At 44.4% G+C, this 24,659-nt stretch carries 24 protein-coding genes; 13 read left to right on the forward strand and 11 right to left on the reverse strand.

Annotated features, from left to right (window positions below):
• Positions 1 to 141: 141 nt before the first annotated feature.
• From NHN17_RS08265 to NHN17_RS08275, 3 genes are all read left to right on the forward strand, one after another.
• Complete coding sequence (locus NHN17_RS08265; RefSeq protein WP_255041802.1) at positions 142 to 1,062, forward strand: AraC family transcriptional regulator; 921 nt, start codon at positions 142 to 144, stop codon at positions 1,060 to 1,062.
• Positions 1,063 to 1,219: 157 nt separating this feature from the next.
• The gene (locus NHN17_RS08270) at positions 1,220 to 1,789 is read left to right on the forward strand and encodes a porin family protein (protein WP_255041803.1); all 570 of its coding nucleotides are present in this window, start codon (positions 1,220 to 1,222) and stop codon (positions 1,787 to 1,789) included.
• A 176-nt stretch (positions 1,790 to 1,965) separates the two neighbouring features.
• The gene (locus tag NHN17_RS08275; RefSeq protein ID WP_255041804.1) at positions 1,966 to 2,430 is read left to right on the forward strand and encodes a hypothetical protein; all 465 of its coding nucleotides are present in this window, start codon (positions 1,966 to 1,968) and stop codon (positions 2,428 to 2,430) included.
• Positions 2,431 to 2,519: 89 nt separating this feature from the next.
• On the opposite strand, the gene NHN17_RS08280 is transcribed toward NHN17_RS08275, so the two are convergent.
• The gene (locus NHN17_RS08280) at positions 2,520 to 2,744 is read right to left on the reverse strand and encodes a hypothetical protein (RefSeq protein WP_255041805.1); all 225 of its coding nucleotides are present in this window, start codon (positions 2,742 to 2,744) and stop codon (positions 2,520 to 2,522) included.
• Positions 2,745 to 2,929: 185 nt separating this feature from the next.
• Between NHN17_RS08280 and NHN17_RS08285 the strand changes: the two genes are divergently transcribed.
• Positions 2,930 to 3,667 (forward strand): hypothetical protein, encoded by a 738-nt coding sequence (locus NHN17_RS08285; protein ID WP_255041806.1) that lies wholly within the window; start codon positions 2,930 to 2,932, stop codon positions 3,665 to 3,667.
• A 6-nt stretch (positions 3,668 to 3,673) separates the two neighbouring features.
• On the opposite strand, the gene NHN17_RS08290 is transcribed toward NHN17_RS08285, so the two are convergent.
• The gene (locus NHN17_RS08290; RefSeq protein WP_255041807.1) at positions 3,674 to 4,909 is read right to left on the reverse strand and encodes a cation:proton antiporter domain-containing protein; all 1,236 of its coding nucleotides are present in this window, start codon (positions 4,907 to 4,909) and stop codon (positions 3,674 to 3,676) included.
• 256 nt (positions 4,910 to 5,165) lie between these two features.
• Here NHN17_RS08290 and NHN17_RS08295 point away from each other — a divergent pair, with 256 nt between their 5' ends.
• The 5 genes from NHN17_RS08295 (at position 5,166) to NHN17_RS08315 (ending at position 11,095) form a co-directional block, all read left to right on the forward strand.
• Positions 5,166 to 6,179, forward strand: a complete 1,014-nt coding sequence (locus tag NHN17_RS08295; RefSeq protein WP_255041808.1) for a helix-turn-helix domain-containing protein — start codon at positions 5,166 to 5,168, stop codon at positions 6,177 to 6,179.
• Positions 6,180 to 6,355: 176 nt separating this feature from the next.
• Positions 6,356 to 7,804: a TolC family protein gene (locus NHN17_RS08300; RefSeq protein ID WP_255041809.1), complete on the forward strand. Its 1,449-nt coding sequence runs from the start codon at positions 6,356 to 6,358 to the stop codon at positions 7,802 to 7,804.
• Positions 7,801 to 8,790 carry an HlyD family secretion protein gene (locus NHN17_RS08305; protein WP_255041811.1) on the forward strand — a complete coding sequence of 330 codons (990 nt, stop codon included), beginning with the start codon at positions 7,801 to 7,803 and terminating at the stop codon, positions 8,788 to 8,790. Before NHN17_RS08300 ends, NHN17_RS08305 begins: the two co-directional genes overlap by 4 nt.
• A complete protein-coding gene (locus NHN17_RS08310) occupies positions 8,787 to 9,932 on the forward strand; it encodes an ABC transporter permease (RefSeq protein ID WP_255041813.1) in 1,146 nt (381 codons plus the stop codon). Before NHN17_RS08305 ends, NHN17_RS08310 begins: the two co-directional genes overlap by 4 nt.
• Positions 9,929 to 11,095: an ABC transporter permease gene (locus tag NHN17_RS08315; protein ID WP_255041814.1), complete on the forward strand. Its 1,167-nt coding sequence runs from the start codon at positions 9,929 to 9,931 to the stop codon at positions 11,093 to 11,095. The genes NHN17_RS08310 and NHN17_RS08315 overlap by 4 nt, the downstream gene beginning before the upstream one ends.
• 254 nt (positions 11,096 to 11,349) lie before the next feature.
• Here NHN17_RS08315 and NHN17_RS08320 read toward each other — a convergent pair whose 3' ends face one another.
• A complete protein-coding gene (locus tag NHN17_RS08320; RefSeq protein ID WP_255041815.1) occupies positions 11,350 to 11,826 on the reverse strand; it encodes a CreA family protein in 477 nt (158 codons plus the stop codon).
• A 376-nt stretch (positions 11,827 to 12,202) separates the two neighbouring features.
• Between NHN17_RS08320 and NHN17_RS08325 the strand changes: the two genes are divergently transcribed.
• Positions 12,203 to 13,972 carry a bifunctional lysophospholipid acyltransferase family protein/GNAT family N-acetyltransferase gene (locus NHN17_RS08325; RefSeq protein WP_255041816.1) on the forward strand — a complete coding sequence of 590 codons (1,770 nt, stop codon included), beginning with the start codon at positions 12,203 to 12,205 and terminating at the stop codon, positions 13,970 to 13,972.
• A gap of 52 nt (positions 13,973 to 14,024) precedes the next feature.
• On the opposite strand, the gene NHN17_RS08330 is transcribed toward NHN17_RS08325, so the two are convergent.
• From NHN17_RS08330 to ovoA, 5 genes are all read right to left on the reverse strand, one after another.
• The gene (locus NHN17_RS08330) at positions 14,025 to 15,128 is read right to left on the reverse strand and encodes a hypothetical protein (RefSeq protein ID WP_255041817.1); all 1,104 of its coding nucleotides are present in this window, start codon (positions 15,126 to 15,128) and stop codon (positions 14,025 to 14,027) included.
• 80 nt (positions 15,129 to 15,208) lie between these two features.
• On the reverse strand, positions 15,209 to 15,655 hold the full coding sequence (locus NHN17_RS08335) for an META domain-containing protein (protein WP_255041819.1): 447 nt from the start codon (positions 15,653 to 15,655) through the stop codon (positions 15,209 to 15,211).
• A 104-nt stretch (positions 15,656 to 15,759) separates the two neighbouring features.
• On the reverse strand, positions 15,760 to 15,996 hold the full coding sequence (locus NHN17_RS08340; RefSeq protein ID WP_255041821.1) for a hypothetical protein: 237 nt from the start codon (positions 15,994 to 15,996) through the stop codon (positions 15,760 to 15,762).
• Between the two features lie 233 nt (positions 15,997 to 16,229).
• Positions 16,230 to 16,535, reverse strand: a complete 306-nt coding sequence (locus NHN17_RS08345; RefSeq protein WP_255041823.1) for a DUF1289 domain-containing protein — start codon at positions 16,533 to 16,535, stop codon at positions 16,230 to 16,232.
• A 110-nt stretch (positions 16,536 to 16,645) separates the two neighbouring features.
• On the reverse strand, positions 16,646 to 18,772 hold the full coding sequence (gene ovoA / locus NHN17_RS08350) for a 5-histidylcysteine sulfoxide synthase (RefSeq protein WP_255041824.1): 2,127 nt from the start codon (positions 18,770 to 18,772) through the stop codon (positions 16,646 to 16,648).
• A 186-nt stretch (positions 18,773 to 18,958) separates the two neighbouring features.
• On the opposite strand from ovoA, the gene NHN17_RS08355 reads away from it, so the two are divergent.
• Entirely contained in the window at positions 18,959 to 19,510 is a 552-nt protein-coding gene (locus NHN17_RS08355; RefSeq protein WP_255041825.1) for a hypothetical protein, read from the forward strand.
• Positions 19,511 to 19,578: 68 nt separating this feature from the next.
• Here NHN17_RS08355 and NHN17_RS08360 read toward each other — a convergent pair whose 3' ends face one another.
• A complete protein-coding gene (locus NHN17_RS08360) occupies positions 19,579 to 19,887 on the reverse strand; it encodes a DUF4198 domain-containing protein (RefSeq protein WP_255041826.1) in 309 nt (102 codons plus the stop codon).
• 604 nt (positions 19,888 to 20,491) lie between these two features.
• Between NHN17_RS08360 and NHN17_RS08365 the strand changes: the two genes are divergently transcribed.
• Positions 20,492 to 21,013, forward strand: a complete 522-nt coding sequence (locus NHN17_RS08365; protein WP_255041827.1) for a GNAT family N-acetyltransferase — start codon at positions 20,492 to 20,494, stop codon at positions 21,011 to 21,013.
• Here the strand turns inward: NHN17_RS08365 and NHN17_RS08370 are convergent.
• Both NHN17_RS08370 and NHN17_RS08375 read right to left on the reverse strand, forming a co-directional pair.
• Positions 21,006 to 21,554 carry a GNAT family N-acetyltransferase gene (locus NHN17_RS08370; RefSeq protein WP_255041828.1) on the reverse strand — a complete coding sequence of 183 codons (549 nt, stop codon included), beginning with the start codon at positions 21,552 to 21,554 and terminating at the stop codon, positions 21,006 to 21,008. The genes NHN17_RS08365 and NHN17_RS08370 overlap by 8 nt on opposite strands.
• Before the next feature lie 124 nt (positions 21,555 to 21,678).
• Positions 21,679 to 22,143, reverse strand: a complete 465-nt coding sequence (locus tag NHN17_RS08375) for an SRPBCC family protein (protein WP_255041829.1) — start codon at positions 22,141 to 22,143, stop codon at positions 21,679 to 21,681.
• A 1,287-nt stretch (positions 22,144 to 23,430) separates the two neighbouring features.
• Here NHN17_RS08375 and NHN17_RS08380 point away from each other — a divergent pair.
• The gene (locus NHN17_RS08380; protein ID WP_373689552.1) at positions 23,431 to 24,420 is read left to right on the forward strand and encodes an amino acid ABC transporter substrate-binding protein; all 990 of its coding nucleotides are present in this window, start codon (positions 23,431 to 23,433) and stop codon (positions 24,418 to 24,420) included.
• Positions 24,421 to 24,659 lie beyond the last annotated feature (239 nt).

Raw genomic sequence — 24,659 nt, forward strand, 5'->3', positions numbered from 1 at the left:
TTTTTTGTTCGAAGGGTGACAGCTATTATCTTATGGTGTGTTTTATTGAGCTGAATCGTTAAGCGCTAGTATTTCATGGGTACTTGTGCTTTGATTTGTGGTTATAGGCAACGATTAAGTATAAAAGGCGGGGTAAGTGTCGTGGGGTCTTCAGCAGGATTAGTTTCCAGAAAGTGTGTCGAAAAAGGCGAAGAACTCTGTCATCTCTATGGCTTAGTAACGGAATCTGGAATTGTTGAGTTGGATGTGCCGGGGATCCGGCTATTTCGGATAAATCAGTACCATAAGATGACGCCCCAAATGTACCAGCAAGGCGTGGTGGTGATTTTACAGGGTAATAAAGTGGGTCATCTTAATGATTACCGATTTGATTATGACTCAAACCATTGCCTGATTGTAGCAACACCTTATCCCATTGCCTGTGAGACGTTTGCCTCGCCGGAGGCACCGTTAATTGGATTGGATATAGATTTTGATCTGACCATTATCCAAGAACTTGTCGATACTCTTGAGCATCACCAACATAGCGAGATACCAAAATCACAAGATAACGGTCGTGGGGTGGCGGTGACTCAAATTACACCTGATATTAGAGGTTGTATTTGCCGTCTTCTGGGGTGCCTGAAAGATCCGTTGGATGCTCGCGTGTTAGGCAAGCAGTTACTGCGTGAGTTTTATTTCCACTTGCTCAAAAGTGATCAAGGGCATTTGTTGGCGCAATACTGTAAACAAGATAGTGCACTATCACGGGTGACAAAGGTGATATCTCACGTACAGTCACATTACGATGAAAAGTTGGCAATCAATGATCTGGCAGACATGGCAGGTATGAGCGTGTCTGCCTTTCATCGAGCCTTCAAACAAGTTGTTACGGATCCGCCTTTGCAGTACATCAAAAAAATCCGTCTGAATAAGGCCAAAACCATGATGTCGCAAGATGGCATGCCGGCAAATGTCGCTGCCTTGAAGGTGGGTTACGAGAGTCCAACCCAGTTCAGCCGAGAATTCAAGCGTTACTTTGGCGTGCCACCAAGCCGGGTTTCTCATATAGGGTCATTCTAACCGCGTTAAGTATTTTCATGTGTTTTGAAATTTAAAATCACCAAATAAAACGTTGTTTTTTATTTTAAGGTTGCGTTCAGCTTTATTGTGTACAGTGTGCATTATCAAAACGGCAGCAAGCACAGCTGCCAATAATATTGAATAAAGGAAATCACACATGAAAAAGTATGCTGTAGCGTCGGCTCTTATTCTCGCCACTCTTGCTGCTACACCTGCGCTTGCAAATACCACCGAGTGGTTTGTTGGTGGTGGTATTGGTTACCAGAATGATAAAGTTGAGCAAGACTTTATTCTTGCTCACCCAAGTAAAAATGCTGAAGATGTAACTTACCAATTCCGTGGTGGTGCTATCGTTAATGACCAGCATCGCTTTACCGCAACTTACAGCTACTTTGAGGATAAGTATAATGGTGCTTTAGGCTTTGAAAATAAGCTTACGCAGAATATGTACTTAGCCTCATATGACTACTTGATTCCCGTTCAAGAGAAGGTGAACTTATTTGCCGGTGTGACTATGGGTTATGCTGATAACAAGATTAAAACTGATTTTGGGAGTAATAGCTCGACAGACTTTGTCTGGGGCGGACAGGTAGGTGCGCAATATAAGTTGAGCAATAATCTTTCAACTGATTTGACTTACCGCTATTTAGATCAAGACTACAAAGAAGGCTTAAATCAGATTGATTATACCCAGCAAGTTGTTTGGTCAGTTGACTACCGCTTCTAGTTGATGACTTGATAAAACGATAGAACGAATACCCAAAGGGAAAGCGATTGCTTTCCCTTTTTCATATTCAAATCGCCGTTGTGCAGCTAAATAGGTTAAACATAAATTCACTGTCTTGTTGTTATAGATACTGCTATAACTAATTGTATTAGAATTATATAAGTTAGGATTCAAGGATGAAGCTACAGATCATAGGGTTAATGCTAAGTAGTATGTTGGCAGCGCCGACTTTTGCAACTCAACTGGAAGGAGGCACTTGGTTATGCAAACGGCCAGACACTCCGGAAAACATGTTGGAGACCACCTCGTATAAATTTATGCCTGATGGCACGATTCATTCAGAAGAGTGGCTAAGGCGTTCAGAAAACAATCAAGTACAATTGGAGTTCAAGCTGGCAGTAAACTACAGCTTCTTCCATAACGGTTTAGACTATGTATTGAGGCCTATTAATCTCACCAGAGATATCGTGGTAGATAAAAACAATGTTAACCCGTTTGATAGTGATGCAAGACGTGATCTGCTTGGCTATCGAATATTCTTTCAACCTCAATTCGAAAGTGATACTCGAGCAGAGTTTGTTATGCGCCATCATATTACCCCCGATCAGCGCTTCACTTTGAATTGTTCCCGTCAAACCTAGTGTTATATTTTGTTCACGAATCTACCCAAACGCCGCTTAACTAAGTGCTTATGCCTGAGTAAAGGTGCTCTAAATATTGCGACATGAAGTCACTCCGCAATTTCTTTAACACTCAGATCAGCCTGCATATGTTTTATGGCTTGGTTACACAGAACATAATTGGTAATCGAACTGAAGCTCCAACCAAATTTATGGAGACGGCGTTGCAGTTGCTGTCTTGAAATCGCCATCTTGCTGAGGTATGCCTGATCACCAATCACATGTTCGAGATCTTCCAGCCATTGGTTGAGATCAGAAAAAGGTACCAAGGTCATCGGCTCTTCGATCAATTTTAGCGGCGCGCCTAAATCACCCAGCGTAATCTCATAATGTTTTTGCTTATCATCCCAGTGTTTCTAACTAATCAAGATTTTTAGGGTCTCTTGGGTATATCGACAAAGTCCTGCCTTCTAAATCCTACAGGTTGATATATAATCGTGGCTTACATGGAGTGTTGATCATGCCTTTTGCTTTCTCGAGTACCCACACCTATTTTCAATTGCTTTCCTGCTCCAAATTACCATCTTATTTGTTTGTCTTCAGTGTGATATCAACGTTGCTTTCACCAGTTACCCATGCGACGGCTCTGCTGCAAGAGTTCGAGTTTGGTGACTCTGTGGACTATGTCCGCTCACTCCCTGACAGTTTTGATTGTTCAGCCCTTTATCAAACTGGTATAGCAGAAGACAGTGAACAAGAGAATGCCGCATTTTGTTTTGATGAAGCGAACTTGTTTCATACCGAAGGGGGAATGCTGACCGCATTTATGGCTGACGGTGTTGTTGATAAAGTGGAGTATAGCCTTGAGATGTCACTGGCTAACTACAACGCCGTGCTGTCCGGTTTGCGTCGCCAGAATTACGTCTTCACCCAAGTTACCGTTGGTGATGAAACCTTGGATGTATTGTCAGGACTTAAGCTATTAGACAGGCAAACACTTGATGACCAGTTATTTACCTTAATCAATCAAGCTGATTTTTCAACCCAGCGAGAGTTTATCTTACTTGATCATCGTAATTTTAAGCGAGCACTCAAGGCAAAGATTAAGAGTGTGGATAGTTGGTTGAACAACAAAGCGGCTCAGAGAGGGTTTGAGCGCTTAACGATGGTACGTATTAGTGTCAGCAATGATGAAATCCTGCTGCAGGCCAGCCAACCATTTACGGGGTGGCGGGTTGTGGCAAGTGGAGCAACGTAGGGGGCATTAATCCTTGCGGAGTTTTTTGATCGTCGATATAGGTGTCGGGAAGCGGTTTACCACCCAATAGGTTGAGATGATAAAAGTTGTAATTGTTGCCATTTGAATAAATAGGGTCGCTTCCATCGATAACACCCCACTTATCATTGCCGCATAGGCAACCAGGAAGGAAAACTCACTGGCTTGGCTGAGTCTTGCACTTAGCTCATATTGCATCGTGGGCTTTTCTTTAGCGAGCTTTAAGGCAATAGAAAATCCCCAATACTTGATCACAACCAGCAAACCGCCAAACGCCAGTCCAAAGAAGGTATAGATATTCCACTCACTGAAGTTCATCCTTGCGCCAATGGCGAAAAAGAACAAGATCAAAAAGAACTCACGCAGTGGCTTTAAGTGTACAGAAATCGCTTGTGAGACTCGGCTGGTGGCAATCGAGATCCCCGCGATAAACGCACCACTTTCATAAGATAACCCAACCTGATGGCTTAATTCAGCACAGAAGAAACACCACGCCAAGGTTGTTAGGAAACTGTATTCCTGAATGACGTCAAATCGCTGAAAAAGAGGCAATATAATGTAGCGTACACCGATAAACGCGAGAGTGCATATTGCGACGAACTTACCCAGCATCAGCAGGAAACCGACCAACATGGCATTGCCACCGTCCATATTGAGAAAGATGATTACACTGATTGCTATGACGTCTTGTACTAGCAAAATACTGGTGATCACTTCCCCCATTCGTTGATGGTGAAGCGTTGTCGTCGGGATTAATTTCAAGCCAATGACAGTACTGGAAAACATCAATGCTGCCGCACTGATCACCGCATCCAGTATCGATAATTGAATAGCTAAGCAAAACAGAAGCGTAACGGTAAAAAAGAAAGCGCAGGTGCCAAGGGTGATAATGGCACTTTCTTTAAATAGGCTAAGTAGCTTGTTGGGCTGTAAGTTCAAACCGATAAGGAACAGCAACAAAATCACACCAATATTGCCGAACTGGGTGATGTGTTCGGTATTAGGGATCAGGTTGAAGCCGTAGGGGCCAATAACTACCCCAGCGGCGATATAAGCCAGAATTATCGGTTGGCAGGCATACAAAAAGAGCGTACCGAGGATCGCTGCGCTGATAATAATCACACATAGCTCGAAGATGATCGGTGCTAAATCAATCGGCATACCGGTACAGCCATATGAGGTAAACCCTGAACGTGAAGTGACTTGGGTATAAGTTTGGCCCAAGTTGCTTTGTTGCGCCTAAGCGTCTGGTTGCATTAATACCAACCTACATAAATATTTGATCAACGACTTATCCAGATTGGTATAAGTCTGTGTAGTGAGAAGGGGACCTGGTCACACCGGCTGTAATGATGAGTTTTTTGCGTTTAAATAGTTCTAATCTTCCTCAGAGTTAGCGTGTTCACGTTAGTTCGAATTTGCCATATCGAGGCTACGCTCTACCCTTAATGTTTATGGTAAAGATGTTGAGTTCAAGCGTATGATCAGTGGCAAAGATCCCATTGTCCCTTTGATTAAGTCTGGCTATGCTCGTTTAATCGTAGAGATTTTCTATGAATATAATCATGACCCCCATAAAGTAATCAAAGATTCCGGGCTGCCTCCGGATCTGTTTGATTTAGACCAAGAGTTTCTGCCTCAAGAGCCGATGAAAAAGCTGATATATCTATTGGCTAACCAGTTGGGGCTTACTCAGTTCGGGGAAATATTACGAACCGCGATCCGCCGAAAAGCCATCCCCCGCCTGATCGGTGAGTTTGCCGACTGTAAAACAGTGAAAGATGCCTTGGAGCTGACGCAAACTGTGTTTCAACATGATTCGACTGTGGTTAATGTTGGTCTGGAGTCAAGCCATGGCAGAACCTGGTATTGGTGCAAGCGCCGTGCTGATGAAAGCGCGCACTTCTTATGGTCTGAAGTGTGGGCTGTATTATATGCGGTCGAATTTATTCGTGTGCTTACCCATAGTGACTGGTTGCCGAGTCAAATTAAGATTCAATCCAATGACTCGGATATATACAGCTCCATTTTGGGTAATTCAATCCAGTATTTCGTTGGTAATGAAAGGATTGAATGGTTAATTGACGACGATGTATTGGCACAACAACTGCGTATCACAGCTAAAGACTCAGAGGCCAAAGCGCCTTTAATTCGCTGGCATGCAAATTTTACCGATCGGGTTTTTACCTCTTTACTGCCTTACGTTAGGGAACGTAACCTGACGCTAGAAGAAGCGGCTGAGTTACTCAGTATGAGTCCGCGAACCTTACAGCGGAGATTAACCGAGGAGCGAACCAGCTTCCGACGGCTCAAAGATAACCTCCTTTACACCGTTGCGGTAGATATGATGGCCGAAGATTTATCACTGACGCATATTGCAAGCCAACTGGGCTATTCAAACATCGCGCATTTTTCCCGCTCTTTTAAGCGTATTAGTGGTCTCACCCCAAAGGTGTACCAGAAAGTTATTCTGAGTTTGGATAGGGACCCTTAGCCATTATCAGCAGCTGTAGAACGTATAAACTTGCTCTTACGTCAATTCATATAGGTTCTTTTTTATATATGAGTACCTAACCTTGCGTGACTTGCACCACATTTATTGATTTTTAGAGCTATTGCTCTAAAATTGGCAAATCAAGCCAAATAAACAGGCATATAGGTATTTTCACAATGAGATTAACGCCAGCGCTCACCTGTTGGGCGATGATGGTTGTACCGGCATCTGCGAATGCCAATGACATTATTGTTAATGACCCACATAACGCTTCCATCCCTGTTGCGACTGCCTCTCCGGCTCAACATCCGGTTAGCTTCCTTGATGCTTGGCAGGCCGTGGTCAGCCAAAATGATGGCCTTGCTGCTGAGCGAGCCAATATTGCGCGTAGCCAAAACATGCAGGATGCCGCGAAGGACCTGTATTTGCCATCAATCAGCGCCACGGCGAAATATACTCGGCTTGATAAGCCGGTAGAAATTAAGCCTTCAGACTTGATTGAGAGCATGCCTATTGGTGATGTTGTTTCTGGCCTTCCGATTTTTGACCAACTTTTCACATCACAGTTGACTAATCGAGAGGTATTCACCAGCTCTATTCGTGCAGTGTGGCCGATTTTCACGGGGGGACGTATCACCGCGGCACAGGATATCGCGAAAGGCCAAACTGAAGAAGCGACCCAACTGCTTGCCATGAAGCAGCAAGCGACCTTTGAAGACCTTTCTAAATTCTATTTTGGCGTTGCTTTGGCTCAGCAGGTTCTGGAAACGCGTATCGAGGTCGAAAATGGCCTGAAAAAGCATTTCGTGCGTGCAAATAAATTAGAGCAACAAGGCCAAATAGCCGAAGTTGAGCGCCTGCAGGCGCAGGCATCTTATGATAAAGCCCGGGTTGAGCGTCAGAAAGCTCAGCGGGACATGGAAATTGCCCAAGTTGCCCTGACCAAACTGTTGAAAGTCGATACGCCTGCAGTACCGATCTCTTCACTGTTTGTGAACGAATCTCTTCCACCTATGTCTGCGTTTATCGATAAGACACTAGCAGGCTACCCCGGCCTGCAACTTCTTGATGCCAAAAAGAAACAGGCCCAGGGTTTGATGGCGGCGGAAAAGGGTAAGTATTACCCGGAAGTGTACCTTTACGGTAACTACAACCTCTATGAAGACGATACGCTAGCAGCCAAAACAGAACCGGATTGGGCCGTTGGTGTGGGGGTGAATATTCCGCTGCTCGATAGCTCTGGCCGCTCAGGCAAAGTGAAAGCGGCACACAGTGCTGTAACCCAAGTAAACTACCTTCGTGCACAGGCAGAGCAAGATCTCACGGTGCTGGTAGAGAAAACCTACCGGGAGGCGCTGCAGTCTTTAGAGGAATACAACGGTTTAGCGTCGAGCTTGGAATTGGCCAAAGAGAATGTCAGCTTGCGTGAAAAAGCTTTTAGCCAAGGCTTGTCAACCTCATTGGGTGTTGTTGACGCCGAGTTGTATCTGGCTGGAGTGAAAACTCAGCGTGCAGCTGCCGCTTATCAATATGTCATTTCTCTGGCCCGGTTGTTAGCGGTCAGCAGTGAAATCAACAGCTTTAAACAATATCAGCAATATCAAGGGTTAGAGGTTCAGTCATGAAAAACGGCAAATCAAGTACGAAAGTGATCGCCGCTGCAGTGTCAGCCATCGCGGTGGTGGGCTGGCTGGGTTATCAGTTTTGGCTGGCTTATCAACCTGCGCCTGTTCGTATGCAGGGCCAAATTGAGGCCCAGTATTATAATATCTCTTCCAAAGTGCCGGGTCGTATTGATCAAGTCCTTGTACGTAAAGGCGATAGGGTTGCTAAAGGAGATTTAGTGTTTACCCTATTGAGTCCGGAAATTGATGCCAAGCTTGAGCAGGCCCGTGCTGGTGAGCAAGCTGCAGATGCGATGTCACAACAGGCAGAAAAAGGGGCTCGAGAGCAGGAAGTTGCGGCTGCACGAGATCAATGGCAAAAAGCGAAAGCGGCTGCAACATTGATGCAAAAGACCTATCGCCGTGTGGATAACCTCTATAGAGAAGGGGTAATGGCAGAGCAAAAACGTGATGAAGCGTACACCCAGTGGCAAGCGGCGCGCTATACCGAGCAAGCGGCCTACCAAATGTTCGCCATGGCCAAAGAAGGGGCGCGGGAAGAGACCAAGCGTGCTGCAGCAGAAAAGGTTCGTATGGCAGCAGGGGCGGTGGCTGAAGTCGAAGCCTACGCGGCAGATACCCAGATTTCCAGTTGGTTTGATGGTGAAGTCAGCCAAGTGCTTTTGCACGAAGGTGAGCTTGCTCCTCAAGGTTTTCCGGTAGTCAGTGTCGTAGATATGGACGATGCCTGGGCACTGTTCAATGTTCGCGAAGACAATCTAAGACACTACCAGCAAGGAACCGAATTTAAAGCGAGAGTACCGGCGTTGGGCGATCAGGCATACACCTTTAAGGTGACTCACGTTGCCGTGATGGGCGACTTTGCTACATGGCGTACAACGGATGCTGCTCAGGGTTTTGATATGCGTACGTTTGAAGTAGAAGCACGCCCTATAGAACCAGTGGCTGGGCTTCGTGTTGGTATGAGTGTGATTGTAAGCGAATGATGATGCAATTCACTCGTGAATGGCGACTGATCCGCAATGAGCGCTGGCTGTTGTCAATGGCAACATGGCTGCCCCTGATGCTGTTCGCAATAATTTGGGGCATCTTCTCGGCGGGTATCGCAAGAGACTTATCCGTTGGTGTGGTTGATTTAGACCACAGTCAAATTTCGCGGCAGCTGGTACGTTATTACGATGCTAACCCAACTCTGGCGGTTTCTAATACCTATGCTTCGGTTGCAGAGGGAAGCCATGCTCTTCGAGGTGGAGATATTTATGCGCTGGTGGTGATCCCAACCCATTTGGAGCAAGACACTAAGTTAGGGAAATCACCGACGGCAACTGTGTTTTATAACAGCCAGTTTGTGCTGATTGCTAAATTGGTGAACTCCGCTGTGATGCAGGCCCAGGGAACCCTTAACGCGCAAATCGATACCATGAGAAATATGGTCTCTGGTAGCCGTGTTCCTCAGCAAGCGCTAGGACAGGCCGTTCCGGTTAGAAACCAGATCACCCCGCTGTACAACGTAAATAGTCATTATGGTCAATTCCTGGTGTCGGCGACTATTCCGGCTATTTGGCAAATCGCGATAGTGATCACCACGATTATGGCTTTGTCGGCGGAACAGCGGCGTGGAGGGATTAACGCTTGGTTAGGTGTAACGCCTAAAAGTCACTTAATGAGCAAACTCATCCCCTACACACTGCTGTTCTTTATCCAAGGGCTTATTTTCCTTGTTGCCTTGTATGGAGTGTTGGATTGGCCAATGCATGGGCAATGGTGGATTTTGATACTTGCCCAGTTGTTGATGGTTCTGGCGTGCCAAGGTGTGGCCAGCATGTTCTACTTGTTCACCCTTGATGCAACCAAAGCGATGAGTTTGGCGGCAGGTTTTACCGCTCCGGCTTTTGCCTTTGTCGGGGTGACCTTCCCCGCAACAGACATGCCTACTTTTGCGCTTGTATGGCGGGCAATGCTGCCCGCGAGTCATTATTTGGATGTTCAACTACATCAGGTAAACCATGGTATGACAGCTCTACAGGCGATGCCGCAGCTGCTGTGCTTGCTAGCCTTTCTGATCACTTGGATAGGGGCCGCTTGGCGAGTAAATATATTAAGTGCAAAGCATGAGGGGGGAGTATGAGCTGGCGTTCATTGTTTAAGTTTGAACTAAAGGCTATTTTTACCAACCCATCGATTCTATTTACTGTGTTTGGCGGGGTACTGATTTACTCGTTTCTTTATCCGTTACCCTATACCAACCAATTGCCACGAGAGCAGCAGATAGTTGTCGTCAACTTAGATCAGTCGGAATTAGGGCGCAAACTTGAGCGTATGGTCGATGCGACACCACAGGTGATGATTTCCGCTCGGGCAGAGTCGATTGATGTCGCCAAAGCGCTGGTGGATCAAGGTTCGGTGCAAGGGCTGTTGGTGATCCCTAAAAATTTCCAGCGTGATGTTTTGCTTGGCAAAAGTCCAACCTTGGCCTACGGTGGTGATGCCGCTTACTTTTTGGTCTATGGCACAATAGCTGAAGGGATCGCAACGGCTGCAGGTACATTGGGCGCAACGGTAAAAGTGGCCCGGATGGTCATGGCGGGTAGCGATATGGCATTGGCCGCTGAGCATTACACGGCGATTAAGCTCAATGCCCAGCCAGTATTTAATCCGACAATGGGTTATGTGAACTATGTGGTACCGGCGGTATTTGTATTGATCCTTCACCAGACACTACTGATTGCAGTTGGTCTTTTGGGGGGCGGGCAAAATGAATACCTGCGAGCAGGCCAAAGTGGCTACTGGGTACATTTTCCAGCAAGGCGAGTAGTACTTGTTCGTGGTATCGTCTTCACCCTTATCTATCTGCCTTTAGTTATGTATTACTTTGGGTTCAGTTTTAGCTATTACCACATCAGTCGATTAGCTTCGATCACGGATTTGGCTTTGATTACGATGCCATTTTTGTTAAGCGTGATTTTTCTGGGGATGATTCTAGGGCAGCTGATCCCAAGGCGAGAGTTGGCGACTGTTGTGGTTTTGCTAAGCTCACTCCCATTGGTTTTTTCGGCCGGATTTATTTGGCCTGTTGAAATTATCCCTGAACCTATATTACTGCTGGCGCAATTAGCACCATCAACCCCAGCTATTAATGCTTTTCTGCGAATAAACCAAATGGGTGCCGACTTTGACCAAGTGTTGTCCCTATGGGGGCAATTATGGTTACAGGCTGTTGTTTATGGGGTAATTGCAGCAAGGTTGATGTTAAAAGTTAAGCGGAATAATAAGCTAACCATTAAACGGTAGGACAAAAAAGTGCGACTTTGAAGAGTCGCACTTTTTGTTTTGTAGAGAGTAATGTTGTCATGGCAGAACCTGAGCCATAATCAGTGAGGTGTAAATAAAGTCATCATGGCGATAGATGGTATTGCCATCATTATTAATTTTAACCGTGTCTTGCGTGCGTTTAGTTGCTTGGTTTCTCAAAATAATATGTTGAATGGTGAAGAGTAGTATTGAGGGGGAACAGGCACTATCTTCACCTTTAACGCGATACTAATTTATTCAGCGACAGCGGGAGCCTGGTAAGCTTTTGTTCCATAGAGTGGAACGGTCGATAGGCTATGCTTGAAGCTACCTTCTGTCTCTTTGGTGGTATATGACAGATACAGTAGCGTCTGGCTATCAGCATCATAGATGCGTCTTACCTTCATCGTTTTGAAGAAGATGCTTTTGGACTTCTTAAAGACCACTTCACCTGACTTAGACTTGTCAATTTGTGCGATCATCTCTGGGGTAATGTCACCCGTTTGACGGCAGGATATGGAACTGTCACTTGGATCGGCAAGGCTTAAATTGGCTTCGACAGAGGCGATATGGCATGTGACACCTGTTACTACATCATCTTTTAAATGGCCGATTTTTATATCCTTTAAGGTGAACATACCCAGCGAGACATCTCCGACTTCGTCCCCAGAGCAACCGCTTAACACCGTAGAGGCAGCAAGCAGTCCAGCAAGCAGTAATTTGGATTTCATTATTATTTCTCCATCATTTTTTACCATGATAGCAGCAACTTGGCGCTAATTTATAATTACTATCCACTAATACCAACCTGGATAAGCAGTTGCATTGGAAAAATCGTTGTTATCAAGGCAGATATTGCAGTAACTAGTGGCTCTAATTACATAATATCTAACGCAGAGAACAGCGGTTTTAACCAGCAAGACTGATCAAATATTTATGTAGGTTGGTATAAAGTACCGATTCCTGTTTCAACAGTATGCGACTTAGTGCTTCATCATATCGTCGCATTTCACTCATTATTTTGCCGTAAAAGTGCCACGAATCGGTCATCTGGCTGTTTCATAATTTTCATTCATTGGTTGAATGATTAAACAGGTAAAAACATACATGGAAGTGACAAGTCCTTTTCGACTCCCTCGTAAAACGCCATTCGGTGTGGGGGAGCACGTCACTGAGTGGGCGACGGGGTTAAAAAAACTGGATCAGTTTTACGCTGCTCGTCCTGTTGGTGGCGGTGTGGGTGCTTTTCTCCGCTACGCTTTGGATACACTAGGTATCCAATACTCGGTTAAGCAAGGCTCGCTTGCCCAAGTTCCAGCACTTGGGGCGACCGTTGTTGTGGCTAATCACCCATTAGGTTGTGTAGAAGGTGTCATACTGGCCGAGTTGCTAAGGTCGGTGCGCAAAGACATTAAGATTTTGGCAAACCATTACCTGAAAACGGTTTCTGAGTTAGATGAGCTGTTTATCGGGGTCGATGTCTTCGAAGGCCCACAAGCGGTAAAAGCCAACGTTAAAGCCTTGCGTGAAGCGAACCGGCATCTAGCCAATGGTGGGTTGCTGCTAATGTTTCCGGCTGGTGAAGTTTCAGCGTACGACCATAAAACCCGCAGTATTACCGATAAAGATTGGAGCCATTCTGTTAGCCGTTTGATCAGCAAAAGTAAGGCGACGACGGTCCCTGTCTATATTGATGGCAAGAACAGCCGAAAGTTTTATATGGCTGGCAGAATTCACCCGTTGCTGAGAACATTGATGCTTGGCCGTGAACTGCTCAATAAGCGTGACAGGCAAATTAATCTCGCTATTGGTGAAGCAATCAGTTTCAAAGAGATCAAAGGGTTCGAGGACAGCAAGAAGCTGGTTAATTATTTAAGGCTCAATACATATTTGTTGGGTAGTCAGCTGAAAAACGCAAAAAAGCCGAAGATCCCAGTATTTGATTCTGATGCTGAGCCTATCGTCGCACCTGTTGCTCCAGATATACTGACCCATGAAATTAGCCAACTTGATAGGGGAGAACACCTGCTTTCCTCTGGACAGTTTGATGTTTATTGTACGTTGGCTGCGCGTATCCCTGCGGTTATGGCCGAGCTCGGCAGATTGCGGGAAGTAAACTTTCGTGCAGTAGGGGAAGGGACAGGAAAAGCGACGGATGTTGATGAGTTTGACCATTACTACCATCATCTGTTTGTCTGGGATCGTGACCGACAATGCTTAGTTGGTGCCTACCGTTTAGGCTTGGTGGATAGGATATTGGACTCTGAAGGGATCGATGGATTGTATTCCCGAACTTTGTTCAATTATGATGAACGGTTTATTCGCCAGCAGGGGAGTGCCATAGAGTTGGGGCGTTCGGTCATTGCGGCAGACTATCAAAAAAGCCTGAGTGCTTTGATGTTGCTTTGGAAAGGCATCGCGACATTTGTTTATCGACATCCTCGTTACACCCATTTATTTGGGCCTGTGAGTATTAGCAATGATTACAGCTCAGAAGCTCGGCATTTATTGGTCGAGAGTATGGCTGTACATCACTATGATATAGAAAGTGCTGAATTGGTCTCTGCGAGTAACCCTTTAGTACAGAAAGCCCCATTATTTTGGAAAACCGAGATGTTGTCATCGTTGGCAGATATTCAACTGCTATCCAAGGTGATCTCTCGTCTTGAGGGAGGTAAAGGCGTTCCGGTGCTGTTGAGGCAGTACCTTGGTCTAAACGGCAAGTTGGTGTGCTTTAACGTCGATGCCGATTTCAATGATGCGCTTGATGGTTTGATTGTGGTGGATTTACGCGCAGTCCCTGCTAAAACACTCGGTAAGTATATGGGTAAGTCTGAAGTACAGACATATTTAGCGCAATCTGAAGTAGAGCGGTAGGATTTAGGCAGGGGGACGTTGCGAATGTTTCCTCCTGCCAAGTCACTGAAGATTATGTGTCTTCGTTTTCCTTTATATGGCTTAGTTGCCATAACTTTTCAGCTTTGGTGCCTATCAGCCAGAAACTCAGCGCCAGTATGGCGAAAAAAACAGTTTTATGCATAGCATCCCAGAAATACTCAAAGTAACGGGTGTAGAGATTGATTAGCAAGAAGGTGATACCGAAACTTCGTGTGAGCTTATCGGCATGTTTGATACCGTGGTAAAGCAACCCTATGCATACCAACCCAGATAGCACTGCCCATGGAAAGAAGGTGACTTGAGATACCTTCGACCAAGTCGATGCACTGGTGTGATTACCAATAAATGAAACTAGCCATAACGCGAACATCAGATAAAACAATCCAATGAATCGTGTAGGATCTTGCAGATAAGCAAATTTGTTAACTGGCGATATTGTTTTTACCTGGACGCCAGCGGCTTCTGTTGCTGCGGACTGTTTACGCCCGAACCACCAAGCGGTAGCCAGCACCAGCAAGCCGATAACGACAAGGCGCCATGCCATATTTAGGCCCAAGAAGTAACCCGATGGCTCGGCAAAATAACTCGACTGCTCCAGTCCCCATCCGGCAAAACTCAGCAGGGCGAAAATCCAAACCAGCATGCTGGATAAGCGGAACCCGATCCCACCGTATACCAGAGTCAAAATCAGTAAATAGATTGCGTCATGGACTTCGCTGAACCATGCGGTTTCTCTCAAGAACCCAACCGATACCGCAGTCCAAAGCACGCCAAAGAAATACATGGCTTCATTGCTGAAGTACTTCTCTGGATAGCGACGCCGACGTTTAATGCCGAAGGAAAATGATGCAGCGGCTAAAATTGCACTGATGACAGACAGAACACTGGCTGGCGTATCAATCAGGGTGGCCAATAAAGCCATTAGGTAGTCATCTGCCAGCAATATGCCAATAGAGATAATAAAGCAGGTAATGGCAATCCAAAATGAGTAGACAGCCAGTAATTTCCAGTCAAAGCCAGCTACTTCGTAGCTATTACGTAGTGACTTGGCGGTATCAGCATTGATCTGCTCATTTTTCTCCCACTGAGTTATCGCCTCATTGAGGGTTTTTGCTTGTCGCTTATTAATTTTCATAACTAGACATAATACAGTTTATGCAAAACCACGCGCAGCCAAGAAACAGCTGCGCGATAAGGGAGGTAATGAACAAAGGTTTATTGGCTATCTTCGTCGGCCACTTCTTCAGGTGTGAACGTCAAAATATGCTGTTCTGACGTTAGGGTCAGAATATCATTTTCCAACGCTACATTATTCCACTCTTGAAGAGACTGGGTCATTACCGCTTCAACCGTCGCCTGATCATCTTGAATGCAGGCCATTTTAGTTGAGCCCATACCTGCAAGGCGAATTCGGTTTTGATCCGCTAATTCAATTTGACCAAAGAACCGGTTACACCCACCAAATCCTGAGACTTTCAGGTCAGCGTCGATAGCCATACCCGGTACGGTGCGGGGTTCTGTAATGGTAATGTCTTTACCGTCAACCTTGGTCAGTACCCAGCTCTGTTGTAGGTTCTTAGCTGAAAAACCTTGCTTTGAATTCGTATCACAACCCGTTAGAGCAAATAACAAGGGTACCAAGATAAATAGCCACTTTTTCATATACATTACCTCAAAGGTTTGCCGTATTAAGGACTTTAATCAACGATATCGTTAAAGAGTTGTTTTGAATTATAGTAGCACTACCAATCAGTTATCTTGAAATATCAATAGTGACCCCGACCAAAAAAGTTGACTTCGCCTTGCTGGTCATGGAATCCACTCTCTTTATCCTCATCAAAATGTTGTAGTGCTCGCTGTGCGTCACAGTAACTGCCGTGCTGGGCAAAGGCCTCACGGCTCGTGTCTATGGCTCTTTCTGCCATTCTGCGTACATCAGGAGTTGCTTGGCTATCACTGAATAGTATCTGCTGCTTTCCGAGTAAGGTTTCCATTTCTCTCATGCATATTTGTTCATTGTCGGGCTGCACATTTATGTTGCTTGCGAATGCGAGCGGTGGCAATGAAACAAAAAATAAAACGAATAATATTCTTAAAGCAGTCATCTCTGTGAGCCTGATTTTGATGGGGTGAATTATAATACGCTGTTCAATAAAAGCAAGTTAACAGCTATGTTATTGTTTTAAAGGTTATTGATAGTTTGGTGCATGCCTGCGAAAGGGAGTAGCTGAAAGCGTTAGAGAAGCGGAAGCTTTTCTAAGCAGTGGCGGCATAAGCAAGAGCCTGGCGGCAACCCTGACGTATCACGCTTGGTAAGCTCGAAGCACCAGCAAGTCGTTTTTCCCGCGCTGATCTCACAGTATGCCGGCTGGCCGCACTGGTTGCAGGTATGCGTGGATTGCTGCCCTTGGATCTCTGCTATCTTCTGTTCTTGTTCTGGATCACTCATGGTATGCCACGCTGTTAACTCAGTCATCGTTCGGTGGCATCCGCTACAGATACCTTCATTATTCTTACATTTTGCCACGCAAGGGGTTTTCACTGCTGATACTACTTCGTTGTTTGCTGGGTGCGCACAACATAACATATCCCCCCGTGATTTGGGTATATACCCCAACGCCCTCTGAAGCTGCTGGGGTATGAAAGGGGCGCTTAATGGTTCCCCTCTCGTTTTCGCCAAATGGTCATCTCCGAGAGTGAGTGTTGGAACTTACGTTTGGTCTCTCTGATCACAAACGGGATTTCCTTCACTGCGATGAGTTCAAAATGGGGAAAAAGGGTTTCCGTTAAGCCATCAAGGGTGGTGAAGTTTTCCCCGTTGACTTTGACCCCGCCAAGCCAGTGGGCTTTGTCAGTATATTCTTCCAACCAGGTGTAGGGGGACGTTATGACAAGGTATCCACCGGGATTTAACCTTTGGTGGATGGTACCGAGAAATTGCTGAGGGTTTGCTAATCGGTCAATCAGGTTTGACGCGTAGATCAAGTCATACTGAGTGAATTGTGGCTTGAGGTTACATGCATCCCCTTGAACAAAGTGGATTTTGTTGGCGATATTTTGATAACCCATATCACTTAAGGTGACACATTTGAACTCGACTAAGTCACCTTCTGTTTTGATGGTATAACGTTTTTCCCCTTGCTCGGTGAGCGAGTAGGCTTGCTGAATAAAGCGCGCCGAGAAATCGATGCCATCGACATGGTCAAATGTTTTTGCGAGCTCAAAAGAAGCACGACCCACCGAGCAGCCAATGTCGAGTGCCCTTTGGTGCTGAGAGAGCTGGATTTCTTGCAAGCAAGTTTGAACACCATGGATACAGAAGTTCGGTACGGCAAAATATTCTGCTCCGTAATGAAACTCAAGATATTGTGAAATCAACTCGTCGGTTTCATAAATATTTAAACTCGCCATTGTTTCGGGTGCCTGCTGGGACTCAACGTACCTGAAGCCCGCATGCTGGTAAAAATGGCGACGAAAGGCATATCGCGAAGCTTTGATCGATTCATTTCCTGTGGAAATCCACGAACCGCCTTTTATTAGGTTATGTTTGCCATCAAATGTGGGGGTAGAAAAATCATCGTACAAAGGATGGACCTTGAAGCCCTGGAAACCATCGATACTCGTTTCTGTCCATTGCCAGACGTTGCCAATGATGTCGCAAAACCCCTCGTGTTCAAAACGATCGACAGGACAGGAAGAGGCATAATAACCCAGCTCAATATTGCCAGGAGCCTCACCCCAATGTGGGGAGTCACTTTCAATGTTCTGTCGTAGCAAGTACCACTCCGCTTCGGTGAGCAGGCGGATAGGGCTTTGAGCCAGTTCTGCTTTCCAGTTACAAAAAGCTTTGGCCTCAAGCTGGTTAACTTCGACAGGCCAGTTCAACGGGAGTGGCACTTCATCTGTTAAATTTCGTTGGTACCATTGTCCGTCTCTTTCTCGCCAAAAACGGGGCATCTTCGCTTGGGTATAGGCTAGCCATGCTTTACCTTCATCATCCCAGTAGCGCGAGTGACGATAACCGTCTGCTTTGACGAAGGCGAGAAACTCTTGGTTCGAGACAAGATATTTGGATGCCTTGAAGTCTGCAACTTGGTAGGTTTGGGTGCCGTACTCGTTATCCCAACCATAGGTGGTTTCATCATCATTCTTACCAAGCGTCACGTGGCTACCTGCCACACTGAGCAAACAGTTTTCCGGCGCATTGCTGGTATCAGTGCAGGCTGGCCAGAGGGGAGAAGGGGTAACATCGACAAGGGGTAATTGTCGAATGATGACAGATGAGGTTTCAAGGTGGATTCGCTCGTGTTCAATTCCCATCAAGATGATCCAAGCGGGGTCTTCTTCGTTGATTGGCAGAGTCAGTTGGAGTTCATCTATTACTTGATTAACAAGAGCTTTTACACTGTCTCGGTATTGTTTGACCTCAGTGACACTAGGCCATTGATAATGGGTGTCATCAAGATCATCCCATGACATCTCATCGACGCCAATAGCGAACATGGATTCGAAATTAGGATTGATTCGATGTTCAATGTATTTACCTAACTTGAGCTTGTTGATGTAAAAGGTGGCTGTGTGACCGAAGTAGAAAACCAATGGGTGGCGCAAAGGTTCGGCTTTGACAAAATAAGCCTTGTCATTATTGATCACACTAAAAAGAGATTCATAAAGCTCCCAAGTGTGATTAAAAGCGAGTTTGAGTGCTTGGCGTTTTTGTTCGGGGTCGTGACCAGTCAGAGGGACTGTACGGGTAGCATACATTGGAACCTTATCCATTGAATCGCATTCCTTTTCAGTTATTTTTAGACCGCTTAAAATTAAAGATAGTCAAAGAAACCGCCAGCCATGAAGTTAATATAAATGACTGTCTTAGTGAGAATACTTGGTGTTACTTTATCGACATAAAAGTGAAAATTTTTTGCCATAATTATGAGTATATTTGTCGGTAGCATGGATGGTTTGATGAAACAGGCTTCTTCTAAAAAATGGCATGTACCGACTTGGACACTGGTCGCAATTGGTTTGATTCTCAATATTGTTTCGGCTTTGCTGACGAATTTTTATATTGATGATTTAGCAAGGCTGTCGAATGATATCGTCCAGCGCCAGCAAGGTAATGAAAAACTGATCCAATTGATTTGGCAGCAAGTTGAAACTGTCGAGCGTAAGCGAGAGCATGTGTTGGTGATCTTGAATGCGGCCGAAATGATGCAGTCTTCGTTGCCTGGTGAGGTAGCGGCGCAAATTGAACATGATATTGGTTATTGGCTTCCAGATATACCTGTTGAACTGTCCATTGAGAGTATCCCAACTCTGATGGAAGCACTCAATGAGGTGCAAACAGGGCAGCGTGAGAAAATTAATGACTTATATCTGGTTAACCAAGAGTTGATTAATGATAATGCTGGCAAGATGAAAGCCATATCCCGGCTGAGGAACTTGGCATTATTCCTTCAAGTTCTAGGTTTAGCACTTGTCTTAGCAAGGGATCTTAACCGGAAGGATTACCGATAGTTTTGTGTGGATGGTCACAAAAGTAAAAGCCCTCCGAAGAGGGCCTTTGCATATTAGGGTCTCTTCAACTATTTATTAGTAGAGTGGAAAGCGAAACGAGAAGATTGTTTACCACCCTCAGTAGTTGCTTTGTATTTGATAGAACGAGAGTTTTCTAATGTTAATGGAATGAAAACTCGTCCGTTTGCATCAGTTTTGTAGCTCTGACGTTGTTGAGGGACATTGGCAACAGAGACAGACGCGTTTGCCGCTGGCTGACCATTCTCAGTTACGGTTACCCATGCACCGTTGTGGGTATCTGCCACACGGATATCAGCAAAGGCTGAAGAAGACATTACAATCACAGCGGTTGCAGTTAGTACTTTTAAGCTAGACATAATCTTCACCTCGTTATCTATGGCTTCGGCCATATTGTTGTTTGTGTACTTATGAGTGTTACTAAGTTCACGTTCAACCTATAAGACCTGCCTTTAAATCGTATCTTTCATCAGATTATTATTTTTTTTCTTATCGACTAAAAATCAGTGTGTTAACAGTTAAACTTTTTTTCCCATGAGCATTAAATGTAGCTTGTCGCATAAGTTAATTTGGGTTGCTAGTGCGAATTAGCCCATCTACCTCAATTTCAGTATAGCTATTGGATCCCATTAAATGGCACAAATTTCATGCTGCTTTGGTCTATGTTTATGATATTTATATTAAAATAGAATATAAGTTCATAATTTTTGGAAAATCAATACGCTAACCACTCTCTTTATACTTATAGAGAAATGAAAAGGATCAGATAAATAATTTGATTATAAAATAAACTCGAAATAACTGAAATTTATAAATAAACTGAAGTGTAAGTACATCATAAAAGCTATAAGTCAGATATTTAGCAATAGGTTACGGTAAGTATTTTGTTTGTATCTTTGATAAGTTGTTGTTTTTCATTTTATTACATGATTGATTAAGGGGGGAGAAACAAGGAGGAAGCCAATGTCGATCAAAATCAGGCATGTTGAGAAGGAAGATATTCCTGCGATTCGAGATATTTACGCTGGGCGAAATGCTTATAGCGGTACATTACAGTTACCTCATCCGTCACTGGAAATGTGGCAGCAACGGCTGGAAAACTTACCTGCAAATGTATACAGCCTCCTTGCTGAAATCGATGGCAAAGTTGTTGGGCAGGCCGGTTTTGCTGTTGAGCAAAACCCCCGACGCCGACATGTTGCAGGGTTTGGTATGGCAGTACATGATGATTACCAAGGTAGAGGGGTGGGAACTCAACTGCTTACAGCGTTGATCGACCTTGCTGAGAACTGGATCGGGGTGACTCGTATCGAGCTAACAGTGTATACAGATAATTTATCCGCCATTGCGCTCTATGAGAAACTTGGCTTTGTAATTGAGGGGACATCGAGAAACTATGCCTTGCGTAATGGTGAATATGTTGATGTGTACCAAATGGCAAGGCTGAGGGAGTCGTTGGGCAGAGAGGCGCCAACGGTTAACTGACAGAAAGTGCTTGAGGGCACTTCATCTCATAGTACTCCATGTTTTCTGTGATCATGTTTACCCTGATCCCGTGGTTCCTGGTCATCACATGTTTCATGCCAATCTTCTGCATTACCTTTCCGGAGTTATTCTCGCGGCTGAAATGCTGGCCATAAATAGTTTCAAGATTCAAGCGCTTAAAACCGAATTCAACGATGCGATCAGCCGCTTCGGTACAATATCCTAACCCCCAGTAAGGCACACCAATCCAATAGCCAAGCTGTGCTTTACCATCTTGTATGTTGTGTAGGCCAACGCAACCGATGAGTTGTTGGGTTGGTTTGAGAGTAATGGCATAGATGGCTGATTGTCCTTGGTGCCAACCGGCTAAGTGCCTGCCAATCCATTGTCCAGCAACACCGTCAGTGTAAGGGTGGGGTATATTGATTGTACCATTGGCTATCTGCTCGTCACCCGCAAGTTCTTGCACCCTTTTAGCATCAGAAAGTTGCAACGGTCGGAGTAGTAATCGCTGAGTCGTTAATAGTGGCTGGTGTTGCATAGTGATCCTCTTAGCTTGGTACTTAGATAGTCTTAGTTAAACCTTAAAAGGCTATCTTGGATAGCGACCAGATCAAATTAGAGGAAATATATTAAACAATTAGCACATTCATGTGATAAATCGGTTACTTGGAGGAAATACTGTTTTCTGGCTGCCAGTTGTTCTCACCATAGCTCGCTATACTGTCGAGAGCCCGCTTTATTCGCTTTTCAAAAAGGTACTTCATTATCCAGCCAGTCCCTTTGACTTTGGGTGTGAACATGATGCGGTAATGGATCATACTATTGTGAGCATTTAAGCTATTGAATTTTATCCACCCTCCGTGCTCATTGATTGGTACACCTTGTATGATTTTGTAGTGTAAATGCTCATTTTCTTTGTAATCAATCACTTGCTCTTGAAAAGTAAATAAACCAGTCGACACCTCTCTGATAGCACCGATCCCATTACATTCAGGCTTGCCTGGTTTGATCAAGCTATATTGGCTATCAAAAAAACGGCCGAGGTTATCGTGGTCGGTAAGTAATCTAAATAGAATTTTCTTTGGAACTTTTACTTTTTTATCAAGAGTTATAGTGTGTATACCCATGGTTATTACCCCGCATGGACTATTGTGCCATTTTATTCCATGTTGCGAACTTGTCAATATGAGGTTTTTGTTTTGTTGTTGGCGGTTTCTTGTTATTGATAGGTATATAGATTTCTTGTTTCTGCTAAATTTACGATTGGGGAATTTCATTGAGATTTTAGATTTAACTTAGATAAATCAATGTGCTGGATTAGAATATCTAAAGAGAAGGTATATGAGGGTGAAAAATAATGATGTTTATCACAAAAAAAATGCCAAAGACTATTGCAAAAGGTTTGGTACCCTCTTATATTGAACGCTGTTGATTGCAAAACAGAGGTAGAATTCCATTCAAGGCTCCTTAAACCATTATTTAAGGTCAAGTCACTCTCCTCTAGCTATATCACAGTTCTTTAAATTCTCTGTTACTCCAATGTTGATATCAAATTAGCCTTAAAGAATAGGCAATTCAGATATTGGAACATATAGAGAATTGACGTTTTTCTTTTACTAAATTGTCATAAGGATGTCACAGGATTTAGTTTAAAGTAAAACGATTGGGATGAGTAAGAACGGTATTATTAAAGAGAAATATCAACCTTACTCGTTTAGGAAAATGAGAGGTGTATTATGTCAAATAGAAATCGCCGTCAGTGGTTTTACCACCAGGCACAAACAAATAACCTGAAAGCAAAGTCTAAGTAATTCCGTTGCTGCGCAATCGCGCTAATTACTTGATTGTAATAGGTTAAAGTAGAAGTACAGCCAGAGGCACAAGTGATCCAGTGTTTCTGGCATATATCCCCTTCCTTACTAAATCTTCTTTTCGTCAATTATTCATTTAAACCTTTACGCAAACGATTACTTTTTTAGAGCGCTACTTCTAAATCAAATATTTCCTCATTGATCTTTATATCTCATTATTTTTGAACGAAAGAGTATTTGTTGTACTCGTTAGCGAGTATATCAATATTGCTTGAGTAGTTTTGGTGCAAATCCCTCCCCAAATTGGGGGGCTGTTTTGAAGCGATTGCGCCCTAATACTGAGCGTGCCTTCCGTGGTTTGTTGATTGTTGGTATCTAATCCTTTGTTTCCTGATTTTATAGCTATATCTGTCATAAAAATTTTATTGTTAGTGATATTTTCTATTTAGGTGCCGATTTAATCCTTTAGGGTTATGTTGGCATACCTGTTGCAATAATGAGATTGGAAAGTAAAACAAAAGCTTATCTCTAATGGTAGACAGGATGTCCAATATGAAGAAAGTTATAAATGGTGTGTCGATTTCTTTATTAGCTTCAGCGCTAATGGTTTCGGGTAGTGTTACAGCGGCGTCAGATTCTTCTGGGGCAACGTTGAAAAAGGTGAAAGAAGCAGGAGTTTTAAAGTGTGGAGTGAGTACAGGTCTACCAGGCTTTTCTAGTACCGATGCGAAAGGTAACTGGGAAGGTATCGATGTTGAGTATTGTCGTGCGGTGGCTGCGGCAGTGTTAAAAGATGCCAGTAAGGTACAGTTTGTGCCACTGACGGCGAAAGAGCGTTTTACCGCACTTCAGTCTGGTGAAATCGATATTCTGTCTCGAAATACAACATGGACGATGCAGCGTGACAGTGCTCTTGGGATCAATTTCGTTGGTGTTAATTATTATGATGGCCAAGGATTTATGGTCAGCAAAGAGCTAGGTATCGGTTCGGCTAAAGAACTTGATGGTGCCTCGGTGTGTATCCAGTCAGGCACAACAACTGAATTGAACTTGGCGGACTATTTCCGAGTGCATGGCATGGAGTTCAAGCCAGTTGTGTTTGATACATCCGATCAAACAGTTAAGGGCTTTGAAGCAGGCCGTTGTGATGTGCTGACTTCCGATCAGTCTCAACTCTACTCACTACGTATCAAGCTTGCAGACCCAACGTCAGCCGTCGTACTACCTGAAGTGATTTCTAAAGAGCCATTAGGGCCTGTTGTCGCTCAAGGTGACGACCAGTGGTTCAATATCGCAAAGTGGACATTGAATGTAATGGTGAATGCTGAAGAGTATGGCATTGAACAAGCCAATGTCGATAGCATGAAAACGTCGACCGATCCTAATGTTTTGCGCTTATTGGGTGTTGATGGGCCGAAAGGCCAAGGTTTGGGGCTAACAGATGATTGGTCGTATCAAGTTCTAAAGCAAGTCGGGAATTACAGTGATAGCTTTGAGCGAACAGTGGGTACAGGGTCACCATTGAAAATTGCTCGAGGTTTGAATGCATTATGGAATGATGGCGGCATCATGTATGCACCTCCAGTTCGATAGTTATTAATACCAACCTGGATAAGTAATTGATCTATGTATTACGCAGGAAAAATGGTTGTTATCAAGGCAGAGATTGCAGTAACTAGTTGCTCTAATTACAAAATCTCTAACATAGATAGCAGCGATTTTAACCAGTAAAACTGATCAAATACTTATTTAGGTTGGTATAAGTTGGCAGGAGAGAGGGGGCCAGGTCAGGCTGGGTATCTGGCCTCTTTTCATTTGTTATTGCACATGGA

Origin of the sequence: Photobacterium pectinilyticum (assembly GCF_024357955.1) — a bacterium.
Lineage (GTDB): Bacteria > Pseudomonadota > Gammaproteobacteria > Enterobacterales > Vibrionaceae > Photobacterium > Photobacterium pectinilyticum.